Source organism: Actinoplanes regularis (assembly GCF_900188005.1).
Lineage (GTDB): Bacteria > Actinomycetota > Actinomycetes > Mycobacteriales > Micromonosporaceae > Actinoplanes > Actinoplanes regularis.
In genome coordinates this window covers 661,730-675,154 of record NZ_FZNR01000001.1, presented here as the reverse complement: position 1 = coordinate 675,154, position 13,425 = coordinate 661,730, and the positions used below count along the sequence as shown (strand labels likewise).

10 protein-coding genes are annotated in these 13,425 nt (G+C 70.3%); 8 read left to right on the top strand and 2 right to left on the bottom strand.

Annotated features, from left to right (window positions below):
• Positions 1-55 precede the first annotated feature (55 nt).
• From CHC09_RS02860 to serA, 5 genes are all read left to right on the top strand, one after another.
• A complete protein-coding gene (locus tag CHC09_RS02860) occupies positions 56-2,401 on the top strand; it encodes a putative bifunctional diguanylate cyclase/phosphodiesterase (protein ID WP_179276950.1) in 2,346 nt (781 codons plus the stop codon).
• A 144-nt stretch (positions 2,402-2,545) separates the two neighbouring features.
• Complete coding sequence (locus CHC09_RS02855; RefSeq protein WP_089291331.1) at positions 2,546-4,375, top strand: acetolactate synthase large subunit; 1,830 nt, start codon at positions 2,546-2,548, stop codon at positions 4,373-4,375.
• Positions 4,375-4,893 (top strand): acetolactate synthase small subunit, encoded by a 519-nt coding sequence (gene ilvN, locus CHC09_RS02850; RefSeq protein WP_089291330.1) that lies wholly within the window; start codon positions 4,375-4,377, stop codon positions 4,891-4,893. The genes CHC09_RS02855 and ilvN overlap by 1 nt, the downstream gene beginning before the upstream one ends.
• A 73-nt stretch (positions 4,894-4,966) precedes the next feature.
• Positions 4,967-5,980 (top strand): ketol-acid reductoisomerase, encoded by a 1,014-nt coding sequence (gene ilvC / locus CHC09_RS02845; protein ID WP_089291329.1) that lies wholly within the window; start codon positions 4,967-4,969, stop codon positions 5,978-5,980.
• 128 nt (positions 5,981-6,108) lie between these two features.
• A complete protein-coding gene (gene serA, locus CHC09_RS02840) occupies positions 6,109-7,683 on the top strand; it encodes a phosphoglycerate dehydrogenase (protein WP_089291328.1) in 1,575 nt (524 codons plus the stop codon).
• On the opposite strand, the gene CHC09_RS02835 is transcribed toward serA, so the two are convergent.
• Positions 7,680-8,015, bottom strand: a complete 336-nt coding sequence (locus CHC09_RS02835; RefSeq protein WP_373871880.1) for a hypothetical protein — start codon at positions 8,013-8,015, stop codon at positions 7,680-7,682. The genes serA and CHC09_RS02835 overlap by 4 nt on opposite strands.
• Before the next feature lie 366 nt (positions 8,016-8,381).
• On the opposite strand from CHC09_RS02835, the gene CHC09_RS02830 reads away from it, so the two are divergent.
• Both CHC09_RS02830 and CHC09_RS02825 read left to right on the top strand, forming a co-directional pair.
• The gene (locus tag CHC09_RS02830; RefSeq protein ID WP_089291326.1) at positions 8,382-9,413 is read left to right on the top strand and encodes a 3-isopropylmalate dehydrogenase; all 1,032 of its coding nucleotides are present in this window, start codon (positions 8,382-8,384) and stop codon (positions 9,411-9,413) included.
• A 127-nt stretch (positions 9,414-9,540) separates the two neighbouring features.
• Positions 9,541-10,638 (top strand): branched-chain amino acid aminotransferase, encoded by a 1,098-nt coding sequence (locus CHC09_RS02825; RefSeq protein WP_089291325.1) that lies wholly within the window; start codon positions 9,541-9,543, stop codon positions 10,636-10,638.
• Positions 10,639-10,820: 182 nt separating this feature from the next.
• Here the strand turns inward: CHC09_RS02825 and CHC09_RS02820 are convergent, their stop codons facing one another.
• Positions 10,821-11,564 carry a tyrosine-protein phosphatase gene (locus CHC09_RS02820; RefSeq protein WP_239138047.1) on the bottom strand — a complete coding sequence of 248 codons (744 nt, stop codon included), beginning with the start codon at positions 11,562-11,564 and terminating at the stop codon, positions 10,821-10,823.
• A 195-nt stretch (positions 11,565-11,759) separates the two neighbouring features.
• Here CHC09_RS02820 and cimA point away from each other — a divergent pair, with 195 nt between their 5' ends.
• A complete protein-coding gene (gene cimA, locus CHC09_RS02815; RefSeq protein WP_089291323.1) occupies positions 11,760-13,334 on the top strand; it encodes a citramalate synthase in 1,575 nt (524 codons plus the stop codon).
• Positions 13,335-13,425 lie beyond the last annotated feature (91 nt).

Here is a 13,425-nt window from a genome sequence, read left to right as displayed (position 1 = left end):
GGTTTTGCAATCGATGAAGATCCGGCACAGTGTGTGCGTGCACTCACCGTCCGGTATGGAGCTGGCGGGCCTCGCGGGCCTGCTCGCCGCGGTCCCGGCGGTCGGTCTGCTCGGCCAGTCGGGGCGCCGGCACACCGGCGCCGCCCGCCGGGCACATCTGCTGCTCGCCGCGGGCGGAGCGGTGGTCACCGCGGCCGCCCTGGCCGGCCTGGCCACCGCGCTGCTCACCGCGCATCGGCATGATCATGGGCTGGCGCCCGGGAGCCGGCCGCTGGCCACCGCGATGGCGGTCGGCATGGCGATCGGCATGCTCGCCCTGCTGGCCGGCACGGTGGCGCTGCCCGGAGCGGCGCGCGGCCCGGCCGCCGCGCTCCGGCACGTGCTGGACGGCCTGGTCATCGCGGCGTCGGTCTGGTTCGTCGGCTGGTCGCTGCTGGCCCGCCCGACCCGGATCCTCGGCGACGCCACGCCCTACCGGTGCGCCGCGGTGATCCTGCCGGCCGTGCTGGCGGTGGTCGCGCTCGGCCTGACCGGCGTGCTGGCGCTGCACGCGCACCGGCCACGGCGGCACACCGTGCGGGTCGGCGCCGGGGTGAGCCTGACCGCGATCGCCTCGGCCGGGGTGTCCAGCGGCATCTGCCGCAAGGACGACGAGTTGGTGCTGACCGCGGTGCTGCTGCTCTGCGCCGGGCTGATCCTGGTGGCCTGGGCGGTGCGGGCCGCCGACCGGCCGGTGCAGGCGACCGGCGACGTGCTGGAGCGCGGCGGGGCGTACGCGGTGATCCCGATGCTCGGGGTGGTCGCCGCGCTCGGCTACCACCTGGCCCAGGGTGGGACGCTGGACGCGTTCGGATATTTCGGCATCAGCATCGAGGGGCTGGCCCTGGTGGCCCGGCAGTTCCTGGCGCTGGACGACGTCCGGCGCTACACGGTGCAGCTGCGCCAGCGGGAACGGCACTTCCGCGACCTGGCCCACACCGACCCGCTCACCGGCCTGGCCAACCGCCGCGGCCTGCAACTGGCGCTCCGCGGCTCCGATGCTCCCGCCGCGTTGATCGGCATCGACATGGACGGCTTCAAGACGGTCAACGACCTGCGCGGCCACGACGTCGGGGACGCGGTGCTGGTCGAGGTGGGCGCCCGGCTCAAGCGCAACCTGCTCGCCGGCGACGTGGCGGCCCGGTTGGGCGGTGACGAGTTCGCGGTGCTGATGCACGGCGACGTGGACGAGGCCGTGCTCGCGGCGCACCGGCTGCTCGCCGTGCTGGGTGAGTCGTACGACGTGGATGGCGGCCAGATCTTCCTCTCCGCCAGCATCGGCGTGGCCTCCACCGGTGAGCTCCTGCACGACGCCGACCTCGCGCTGCGGTACGCGAAGCAGCGCGGCAAGAACCGGGTCGAGCAGTACCAGGCGGGCTACGACGAGCTGCTGCGCCGCCGCGGCACGCTGACCGGCGAGCTGCGTCACGCGATCGACCGCGACCAGCTGCGCCTGGTGTTCCAGCCGGTGGTGGCGTTGCCGTCGATGCGGCCGGTGGGCGCCGAGGCGCTGCTCCGCTGGACCCATCCGGAGCTGGGCCCGGTCCGGCCGGACGAGTTCATCCCGGTCGCCGAGGAGTCCGGGCTGATCAACCGGATCGGCGCCTGGGTGCTGGAGCAGGCCTGCCGGCAGCTCGCCGACTGGCTGGCGGCCGGCCACGACATCTGGATGTCGGTGAACCTGTCGCCCAAGGAGTTGCACAACGCCGACTACGCCGCCCAGGTCGCGGACATCCTGGCCGAGCTGGGCGTCCCGCCGCAGCGGCTGGTGCTGGAGGTGACCGAGCACGCGGTCGCCACCGACATGGAGGAGCTGGTCCGCCGGCTGGCCGAGCTGCGCGAGACGGGGGTGCGGATCGCGCTCGACGACTTCGGCGCGGGGTATTCGTCCCTGACCCAGCTGCGCACCCTGCCGGTGGACATCCTGAAGATCGATCATGCGCTGGTGGCCGAGCCGGAGTCCCGCACCGGCACCGCCGCGCCGCTGGTCGACGTGGTGGTCCGGCTGGGTCACCGGCTGGGGCTGGAGGTGCTGGCCGAGGGGATCGGGACGCCGGCCCAGCGGGAGGTGGTCGAGGAGGCGGGCTGCCGCCTCGGCCAGGGCTCGCTCTTCGGGTGGGGCGTTCCGGCCGAGCACTTCGAGTCGCGCCTGCAGTCACTGCGCCCGACCGGTCCCCGGCCGCTGCCGGCCCCACGCTCCGGGGCGCCGGCGAGCGCACCGGCCCGCAGTCAGGTGGTCCGCCTCGGTCCCGGAATGCGGCAGCTCAGAGCGTTGTTGCCGACCGATCCGGAGTTCGTGGCGGCGGCGGGTGATCAAAATGTGGGATCAGTTGACTCAGGCCGTGAGATGGGGCAAGGTTAGTCGCATGTGCTTCGCGTCCCGAGTACTTATCTGAGCGCACCGCTCCTGTCCCATCAGGAGGGTGCGCTAGGTCCCGTGCTTCTGCACGTGGGCCTTTTTTGTTGCTCAAGTGCCGGACGCCAACCCGAAAAGGTCTGAACTGCCATGACGAGACCCACGCCTGAAACCCTCGCCAACCGAGTTACGCCGGCCACCGTCGCGGCGGCCGTGAACACCGCTCCGGCCGTGACGGCTCCGGTAGCCACCACGGGCGCGGGCGCCCTCGTCCGGTCACTCGAGGCACTCGGCGTCGAGGTCGCGTTCGGCATTCCCGGCGGGGCGATCCTGCCGGCGTACGACCCGCTCTTCGACTCCAGGGTCCGGCACATCCTGGTCCGGCACGAGCAGGGCGCGGGGCACGCCGCCACCGGGTACGCGCAGGCAACCGGCAAGGTCGGGGTCTGCATCGCGACCAGCGGCCCGGGCGCGACGAACCTGGTCACGCCGATCGCGGACGCGTACATGGACTCGGTTCCGATCGTCGCCATCACCGGCCAGGTGGCCCGCCCGGCGATCGGCACGGACGCCTTCCAGGAAGCGGACATCCAGGGCATCACCCTGCCGATCACCAAGCACAACTTCCTGGTCCAGACCGCCGATGAGCTGCCCCGGGTCGTCGCCGAGGCGTTCCACCTGGCGCTCACCGGCCGGCCCGGCCCGGTCCTGGTCGACATCCCCAAGGACGTCCTGCAGGCACAGACCACGTTCAACTGGCCGCCGGCCCTGGACCTGCCCGGGTACCGGCCGACCCTGCACCCGCACGGCAAGCAGATCCGCGAGGCGGCCCGGCTGATCGCCGCGGCCAAGCGCCCGGTGCTGTACGTCGGCGGCGGCGTGCTGAAGGCCGGCGCCACCGACGGCCTGCGCAAGCTGGCCGAGCTGACCGGCATGCCGGTGGTCACCACGCTGATGGCGCTCGGCGCGTTCCCCGACTCGCACCCGCAGCACCTGGGCATGCCCGGCATGCACGGCACGGTCCCGGCGGTCTACGCGCTGCAGAAGGCCGACCTGCTGGTCACCCTGGGCGCCCGGTTCGACGACCGGGTCACCGGCAAGCTCGACTCGTTCGCGCCGGAAGCCAAGGTGGTGCACGCCGACATCGACCCGGCCGAGATCGGCAAGAACCGGCACGCCGACGTCCCGATCGTCGGTGACGCCCGGCACGTGATCGACGAGCTGATCGCCGCGGTCTCCGCCACCGCCGGCGGCGTCGACCAGTACCCCGGCTGGTGGAGCCAGCTCAACGACCTGCGTGAGCGGTACCCGCTGGGTTACGACGAGCCGACCGACGGCACCCTGGCCCCGCAGTACGTGATCGAGCGGATCGGCGCGCTGGTCGGCCCGGACGCGATCTACTGCGCCGGCGTCGGGCAGCACCAGATGTGGGCGTCCCAGTTCATCAAGTACGAGAAGCCGGGCACCTGGCTCAACTCGGGCGGCGCCGGGACCATGGGTTACGCCGTTCCGGCCGCGATGGGCGCCAAGGTGGCCCAGCCCGACCTCCAGGTCTGGGCGATCGACGGCGACGGCTGCTTCCAGATGACCAACCAGGAGCTCGCCACCTGCGCGCTGGAGGGCATCCCGATCAAGGTCGCCGTCATCAACAACGGCAACCTGGGCATGGTCCGGCAGTGGCAGACCCTGTTCTACGACGGCCGGTACTCGAACACCGAACTGGGCACGCACAAGCACCGGATCCCGGACTTCGTGAAGCTGGCCGAGGCGCTCGGCTGCGTCGGCCTGCGCTGCGAGTCGAAGGACGACGTCGACAAGGTCATCCAGCAGGCCATGGAGATCAACGACGCCCCGGTGGTCATCGACTTCACGGTCGGCAAGGACGCCATGGTGTGGCCGATGGTCGCGGCCGGCACCAGCAATGACGAGATCATGTTCGCCCGGGACGTTCGTCCCACCTTCGATGAGGACGACCTCTGATGACGAACAAGCACACGCTCAGCGTGCTGGTCGAGAACAAGCCCGGTGTGCTGGCCCGGGTCAGCGGGCTGTTCTCCCGGCGCAGCTTCAACATCGACTCACTGGCGGTCGGCGAGACGGAGAACCCGGACGTCAGCCGCATCACGATCGTGGTCAACGCGGACTCCTCCCCGCTGGAGCAGGTCACCAAGCAGCTCAACAAGCTGGTGAACGTCCTGAAGATCGTGGAACTGGACGCGGCCCAGTCGGTCCAGCGTGAGCTCCTGCTGGTCAAGGTGCGTGCTGATCGGGCGCAGCGTGGCCAGGTGCTCGAGACCGTCGAACTGTTCCGGGCGCGGGTGATCGACGTCGCTCCGGACACCCTGACGATCGAGGCCACCGGCAATCCCGACAAACTGGATGCGTTGCTGCGCGACCTCGAGCCGTACGGCATCAAGGAGATGGTCCAGTCGGGCCTCGTGGCCATCGGCCGCGGATCCCGCTCCATCACCACGGGCCCCGCGCTCCGTGCCGCTTAGTTTTCTTCCCGTCCGACCGCCCCACCCACCGCCCTAAAGCGGACTGAAGGCTCAACATTCAAAGAAGGAAGTCATGACCGCGGAAGTGTTCTACGACGACGACGCCGACCTGTCGATCATCCAGGGCAAGAAGGTCGCCGTTATCGGCTACGGCAGCCAGGGCCACGCGCACTCGCTGTCGCTGCGCGACTCGGGTGTCGAGGTCGTTGTCGGCCTGCAGGAGGGCTCGAAGAGCCGGGCCAAGGCCGAGGAGCAGGGCCTCACGGTGAAGACCCCGGCCGAGGCGTCCGCGTGGGCCGACGTGATCATGGTGCTGGCGCCGGACACCGCGCAGCGCAAGATCTACACCGAGTCGATCGCGCCGAACCTGTCCGCGGGCAAGGCGCTCTTCTTCGGCCACGGCCTGAACATCCGCTTCGAGCTGATCAAGCCGCCGGCCGACGTGACCGTCGCGATGGTCGCCCCGAAGGGCCCGGGTCACCTGGTCCGCCGTCAGTACGTGGACGGCAAGGGCGTGCCCGCCCTGATCGCGGTCGAGCAGGACCCGACCGGCAACGGCCAGGCGCTCGCCCTGTCGTACGCGAAGGCGATCGGCGGCACCCGCGCCGGCGTCATCAAGACGACGTTCAAGGAGGAGACCGAGACCGACCTCTTCGGTGAGCAGGCCGTGCTCTGCGGCGGCACCGCGGCGCTGGTGCAGACCGGCTTCGAGGTGCTCACGGAGGCCGGCTACGCGCCGGAGATCGCGTACTTCGAGTGCCTGCACGAGCTGAAGCTGATCGTCGACCTGATGTACGAGGGCGGCATCTCCCGGATGCGGTACAGCGTCTCGGACACCGCCGAGTTCGGTGACTACGTCTCCGGTCCGCGCGTGATCAACGCGGAGACCAAGAAGGAGATGAAGGCGATCCTGGCCGACATCCAGTCCGGCGAGTTCACCCGTCGCCTGATCGCCGACGACGAGGCCGGCGGCCCCGAGCTCAAGAAGTACCGTGAGCAGGGCGCCGAGCACCCGATCGAGATCACCGGCAAGAAGCTGCGCGGCATGATGAGCTGGGTCGACCGGCCCATCACCGAAACCGCCTGATCTGTCGGAAGACGAAGGGCCCGGCCGGGGTGACCGGCCGGGCCTTCTTCGTGAGTGAACTGAACCAGCGGTTCCCGCGGTCCGTACCATCTGGGTCCGTCAATGCCGACGAACCTGGATGGAGAGCCATGGCTTCAGTCGTCCTGGTAACCGAGGAATTGGCGCCCGCCGCGATCGATGTGCTGGCCACCGAATATGAGGTCAAATCGGTGGATGGTACGGACCGGCCCGCGCTGCTCAACGCACTGGAAGAAGCCGAGGCGGTGATCGTCCGGAGCGCCACCCGGATCGACGCCGAGGCACTGGCCGCCGCACCTCACCTGCGCGTCGTGGCGCGGGCCGGGGTCGGCCTGGACAACGTCGACATCCCCGCCGCGACCGCCCGTGGCGTGCTGGTGGTGAACGCCCCGACCAGCAACATCATCTCGGCCGCCGAGCAGGCGGTCGCGCTGCTGCTGACCACGGCCCGGCACACCGCGAGCGCCAGCGCGGCGCTCAAGGCGGGCCGATGGAAGCGCTCCGCCTACACCGGGGTCGAGATGTACGGCAAGACCGTCGGAGTGGTCGGGCTCGGCCGGATCGGCGTGCTGGTGGCGCAGCGGATGGCGGCCTTCGGGACGAATCTGATCGCGTACGACCCGTACGTCCAGCCGGCCCGGGCCGCGCAGCTCGGGGTCCGCCTGGTCGCCCTGGACGAGCTCATCCGGGAGAGCGACTTCATCTCGGTGCATCTGCCGCGCACCCCGGAGACCGTGGGTCTGATCGGCGAGAAGGAACTGGCCCTGGTCAAGCCGGGGGTGCGGATCGTGAACGCGGCCCGCGGCGGCCTGGTCGACGAGCGGGCGCTGGCCGAGGCGATCGCCGACGGCCGGGTGGCCGGGGCCGGGCTGGACGTGTTCGAGACCGAGCCGCTGACCTCGTCGCCGCTGTTCGAGCTCGACAACGTGACGGTCACCCCGCACCTGGGCGCGTCCACCGTCGAGGCACAGGACAAGGCCGGTGTCGCGGTGGCGCGCAGTGTCCGGCTGGCGCTGCGCGGCGAGTTCGTGCCGGAGGCGGTGAACGTGAGCGCCGGTGGGGCGGTGGACGAGGACGTACGCCCGCTGCTCCCGCTCGCCGAGAAGCTCGGCCGGGTGTTCACCGCGGTCGCCGGCGGGGTGGCTGACCGGCTGACGGTGGAGGTGCGCGGCGAGGTCGCCACGCACGACGTCACGGTGCTCCGGCTGGCCGTCACGAAGGGCCTGTTCGCCTCGGTGGTGGCGGAGCGGGTGACCTATGTGAACGCGCCGAAGCTGGCCGCGGACCGGGGTGTCGAGGTGGAGCTGGCGACCTCGGAGGAGGCCGGCGAACACGCCGGCATGATCGTGGTGCGGGGCGCCCTGGCGGACGGCCGCACCATCGCGGTGGCCGGAGCCGGCTCGAAGCTGGTCGAGGTGGACGGCTTCGAACTGGACCTGCCGGCGGACGGTGTGCTGCTGTTCTTCCGCTACCGGGACCGTCCCGGCGTGGTCGGCCGGATCGGCACCACCCTGGGCCGGGCCGGCGTCAACATCGCCGCGATGCAGGTGGCCCGGGAGGCGGCCGGCGGCGAGGCGCTGATGACGCTGACGGTGGACTCGTCGGTCGACCCCGACCTGCTCGCCGCCGTCGCCGCCGAGATCGGTTCCTCGAACGCGGCGATGGTCGACCTGCGGGCGGACTAGTGGGCCCGGACGGGTGGTGGGTAGACCGTTCCGTCCTGCAGGTCGAGAAGATCCAGTTTCAGCTCGGCGGCCAGGCGCTCGATCATCTCCAGCACCACGTCCGGACAGCTCTCGTCCAGCCGCATCTGGATGTGGTCCGCGGCGGCGTGCAGCGGCGCGCTGGCCCACGGCGAGCCGGGCGCCGTCGCGCGCGGTCCGCGATCGGGGTAACTGCTGGTCAAGGCGTCGTAGAAGGCAACGACGCGGGGGTCGGCGGGGCGCTGCGGGTGTACGCCGTCGGCGCACCGCGCATTGGCTTCGCGCACGGCGTCCGGCGTCGCCGCGGGATCCATCGCCCACACCACTAGGTCGAAACTCACCGGCGCATGGTGCCACTACCACGGCTCCAGGTTGAGAACCGGTCGGCCGACACGCGGGGATGCGTCTTGCGCGTCATTAGTCCGCATCGCTAGCGTTGTCCCAGCCGCACGATCTGGGTGGTCACGTCTTCGGGTGACGGAGTCCGCCGTGGGTCGCGCGGTGAGAATCTGGCGGGACCGAGCCACGCGTACTCGTCGCACAACCCCCGGGACCGTTTGCCGCGGTCCCGGGGGTTGTTTGCTTTCCTGGCATGTTCAAAACATGGGATCAGCGTTCCGTCTCTCGGGACCGCACGCTACGGTGTGTGCTTAATGTCGGGACGTGTGCAGGGAGTCGACGTGAGCGTGGCGCGGATCGCGGTGGTGGCCGGCGACGGCATCGGTACCGAGGTGACCGCGCAGGCCCGCAAGGTGATCGACGCGGTCCTCCCCGGCGTCGACTACAACGAGTACGACCTGGGCGCCCGCCTCTACAACCGCACCGGCGAGGTCCTGCCGCAGGCGATCGAGGACGAACTGGCCGCCCACGACGCGATCCTGCTGGGCGCGATCGGTGACCCGAGCGTCCCGCCGGGCATCCTGGAGCGCGGCCTGCTGCTGAAGCTCCGCTTCGACTTCGACCAGTACGTGAACCTGCGCCCCTCCAAGCTCTGGCCCGGCACCACCAGCCCGCTGGCCGGGGTCAAGCCCGGCGAGATCGACATGGTCGTGGTCCGCGAGGGCACCGAGGGTCTCTACGTCGGCGCCGGCGGCGTCCTGCACAAGGACACCCCCGCCGAGATCGCCACCGAGGAGAGCCTGAACACCCGGCACGGCGTCGAGCGGGTGATCCGGGACGCGTTCGACCGCGCCCAGCGCCGCGAGCGCCGCCACCTGACGCTGGTGCACAAGACCAACGTGCTCACCCACGCGGGCAACCTGTGGTCCCGCACGTTCAACGCGGTCGCCGCGGAGTACCCCGAGGTCACCACCGAGTACCAGCACATCGACGCGGCCAGCATGTTCATGGTCAGCAACCCGCAGCGGTTCGATGTGGTCGTCACCGACAACCTGTTCGGCGACATCCTCACCGACATCGCCGCCGCCGTCACCGGTGGCATCGGCATGGCGGCCAGCGGCTCGGTCAACCCGGAGCGTAAGTACCCGTCGACCTTCGAGCCGGTGCACGGCTCCGCGCCGGACATCGCCGGCCAGGGCATAGCCGACCCGGCCGCGGCCATCCTCTCCGCGGCCCTGCTGCTGGAGCACCTCGGCAAGCACGGCGAGGCGGCCCGAGTAACCGAGGCGGTCGCGGCCGAGGTCGCGTCCCGCACGCCGGGCGCGCCGCTGCGTACCGCCGAGGTCGGCGACCGGGTCGTCGCCGCGCTCTGAGCCGGACGGCTGATCTTCACTGAAGCCCTGCGGTCATTGTTTTAACGACCGTTCGGGGTAGATTCATGGGCGCACTCAGGGTGCCCCCTCGCATGCTTGATTTCCGCAGAAAGCAGGTCCCTTTGTCATGAGCGGTGGTGACAGCCTCGACTTCGAGATCCGTCCGAACCCGGCACCCGTAGGCGACGGCGAGCGTGCCGCCCTGCTGGCCAACCCCGGATTCGGCCGGGTCTTCACCGATCACATGGTCACCGTGCGCTACGCCGACGGCAAAGGCTGGTACGAGCCCCGGGTCGAGGCTCGCGCCCCGATCCCGATGGACCCGGCCAGCGCTGTCCTGCACTATGCCCAGGAGATCTTCGAGGGCCTGAAGGTCTACACGCTGCCGGACGGTGGCGTGGCGATGTTCCGCCCCGAAGCCAACGCCGCGCGTTTCGCCCTGTCCGCCCAGCGGATGGCGATGCCGGCGCTGCCCGAGGAGCTCTTCCTCAAGTCGCTGCACGAGATCATCTCGATCGACCGGAAGTGGATCCCCGAGGGCGAGGACGGCAGCCTCTACCTGCGGCCGTTCGCCTACGCCAGCGAGGTCTTCCTCGGCGTGCGCCCCGCGCTCGAGTACCTCTACCTGGTGATCGCGTCGCCCGTCGGGCCGTACTTCTCCGGTGGTGTCAAGCCGGTGTCGGTCTGGGTCACCCCGGACTACACCCGCGCCGCCCCCGGCGGCACGGGCGCGGCCAAGTGCGGCGGCAACTACGCCGCCGGTCTCTCCGCCCAGGCCGAGGCCGCCGGGCACGGCTGCGACCAGGTCGTCTACCTGGACGCGGTGGAGCGCAAGTACATCGACGAGCTCGGCGGGATGAACGTCTTCCTGGTGCTCGACGACGGCAGCCTGGTCACCCCGCCGCTGACCGGCACGATCCTGCCGGGCATCACGCGTGACTCGGTGATCAAGCTGGCCGAGCGGGCCGGCCGCCGGGTCGACGAGCGCGCGATCAGCCTCGAGGAGTGGCGCGAGGGTGCCGCCTCCGGCCGGGTCCGTGAGGCCTTCGCCTGCGGCACCGCCGCGGTGATCACCCCGATCGGCACGATCAAGAGCCCCGACGGCGAGTTCAAGGTCGCCGACGGTGGCCCGGGCGAGGTGACGATGGGCCTCCGCAAGGAGCTCGTCGACATCCAGCGCGGCCGCGCCGAAGACACCTTCGGCTGGGTCCACCGCGTCCTCTGACGATTCCGCAGATCAGCGGGGGCGTTTTGCCTCCGCTGATCAGCGGTCCGGCTCAGAGATTTTCTCCGGTACGAACGATCGGGCCGGAGTCCGTAGGCCGATCGGCCACGTCCCGTTCGTGACCCGCGCGGCGCCTTGCCCACTCCCGGCCGCTACGCGCTGCCCGGTCCCGGCCCACGCCTTCAGCCGTCGAGCAGATGGTGACGGAGTGTGGCGATCTCGGTGTCGGTCAGTCCGATCTCACGGACGTACCCCTCGACCGAGCCGTGCAGGGCGCGCAGGTCGTCCAGGAACAGCCGCATCGCGGCCGGCGGGGAGTCGAACATGTGCTCGTTGCCGTTGACCGCCTCGGGGTTCGTCCGCAGCAGGTATGCGGTCAGCGGGGCCATCGCCGACGTGGTCAGCGCGTAGTCGGTGGCGATGTCGGCGTCGGAGACCCCGAGCAGCGAGAGCGTGAGCGCACAGATCGTGCCGGTCCGGTCCTTGCCGGCCATGCAGTGCACCACCACCGGCGCGGCGACCGGGTCGGCGATCAGGCGGAGCGAGTCGAGGATGCCCTCGCGGCCGTCCTCGGCGAAGTTGAGGTATCGATCGGCGAGCCAGCGTTCGTGCACCGTCCCCTCGGGGTGCTCGATCTCCTCCCAGTCGATGTGCTTGAGGACCAGGTTGCGGTAGTCGGTGCCGTACCGCTCGTGCACCCGGCCGAACTTCTCGACCTCCGCCGGGCGACGCAGGTCGATCACGGTCCGGATGCCCAGGGCGGTGAAGGCGGGGGCGTCGTCCTCGCTGATCCGGTGCAGCGAGTCGGCCCGGAAGAGCCGTCGCCACCGGACGGTCCGGCCGTCGAGGCCGGTGTATCCGCCGACGTCGCGGAAGTTGTAGGTGGCGGAGAACCCGAGATTTCGTGAGTAAGATTCGGCGACCACGCGGACAAACCTAGTCTCGATACGTGGAACAACGCTCCCCTCGAAGCCGGATAGTGGCATGCTTCATCTCGTGGCCCACCTCGTGCTGATTATTCGCACTTAGCGCGCCGGCTGACTTCCGCCGACGCGCAGACCTCCCGCATCCGCGGGGGGTCTTTTTGTTGTGTGGGTGACCGACTGAAAGGACCATCCTCGATGGACTACCAGGTGTTCGACACGACGCTGCGCGACGGTGGGCAGCGCGAGGGAATCAGCTACACGGTGGCCGACAAGCTCGCAGTCGCGCGGTTGCTGGACGAGTTCGGCGTGGGTTTCATCGAGGGTGGGTGGCCGGGCGCCATGCCCAAGGACACCGAGTTCTTCGAACGCGCGAAACGCGAACTGGAGCTGCGGCACGCGGTGCTGGTCGCGTTCGGCGCGACCCGCAAAGCCGGTGTGGACGTGGCCGCGGACCCGCAGGTGCGGGCCCTGCTCGACGCCGAGACCCCGGTGGTCTGCGTGGTCGCGAAGTCGGACCTCCGGCACGTGGAGCGGGCCCTGCGCACCACCGGCGACGAGAACCTCGCGATGGTCCGGGACACGGTTCGCCACCTGGTCGCCAACGGCCGGCGGGCGTTCGTCGACTGCGAGCACTTCTTCGACGGCTTCCGGTACGACCCCGCCTACGCGGCGAGCGTGGTCCAGGCGGCCATCGACGCCGGCGCCGAGCGGGTGGTCATGTGCGACACGAACGGCGGCATGCTCCCCTCGATGATCACCAAGGCCATCACCGAGGTGGTCGAACGGACCGGGGTGAGCGCCGACCGGCTCGGCATCCACTGCCAGAACGACACCGCCTGCGCGGTCGCCAACACGATCGCCGCGGTCGAGGCCGGGGTGAAGCACTTCCAGTGCACCGCGAACGGGTACGGCGAGCGCCCCGGCAACGCCGACCTGTTCGCCACGGTCAGCAACCTGCAACTGAAGCTCGGGCTGAAGGTCCTACCGGACGGATGCCTGGAGAAGGCGACGCGGGTCTCCACCGCGCTCGCCGAGATCGCCAACATCGCCCCCGACACCCACCAGGCCTACGTCGGGGCCGCCGCCTTCGCCCACAAGGCCGGGCTGCACGCGAGCGCGATCAAGGTGGATCCGCTGCTGTACAACCACATCGACCCGGTGGTCGTCGGCAACGACATGCGGATCCTGGTGACCGAGATGGCCGGCCGGGCGAGCATCGAACTCAAGAGCCGTGAGCTCGGGCTCGACCTGGCCGACCATCCGGACACGCTCTCCACCATCACCCGCAAGGTGAAGGACCTGGAGGCGGGCGGCTGGTCGTTCGAGGCCGCGGACGCCTCGTTCGAGCTGCTGGTCCGCAACGAGCTGCCGGGCGCGGACGTCACCAGGCCGTTCGCCCTGGAGTCGTACCGGGTGCTGGTCGAGCACCGCGAGGACGGCAAGGTGATCTCCGAGGCCACCGTCAAGGTCCGGGTCAAGGGCGAGCGGGTGATCGCCACCGCCGAGGGCAACGGCCCGGTCAACGCCCTCGACGAGGCGCTGCGCACCGCGCTCTCCAACCACTACCCGGCCCTGAAGTCGTTCGAGCTCAACGACTACAAGGTGCGGATCCTGGAGGGGAGCCACGGCACCAACGCGATCACCCGGGTGCTGCTCGAGACCAGCGACCACAGCCGGGAGTGGACCACGGTCGGCGTCCACGAGAACGTGGTCGAGGCCAGCTGGACCGCCCTCGTCGACGCGCTCACCTACGGCCTCGCCAAGAGCTGAGCTCGGCTAGTTGGCTTCGCTTCGCTCCGCGGGTGATTGCCTGGTAACCGGTGAGTTGGTGGCCGGTTTCCCGCCGCCCGCAAACCCCGCG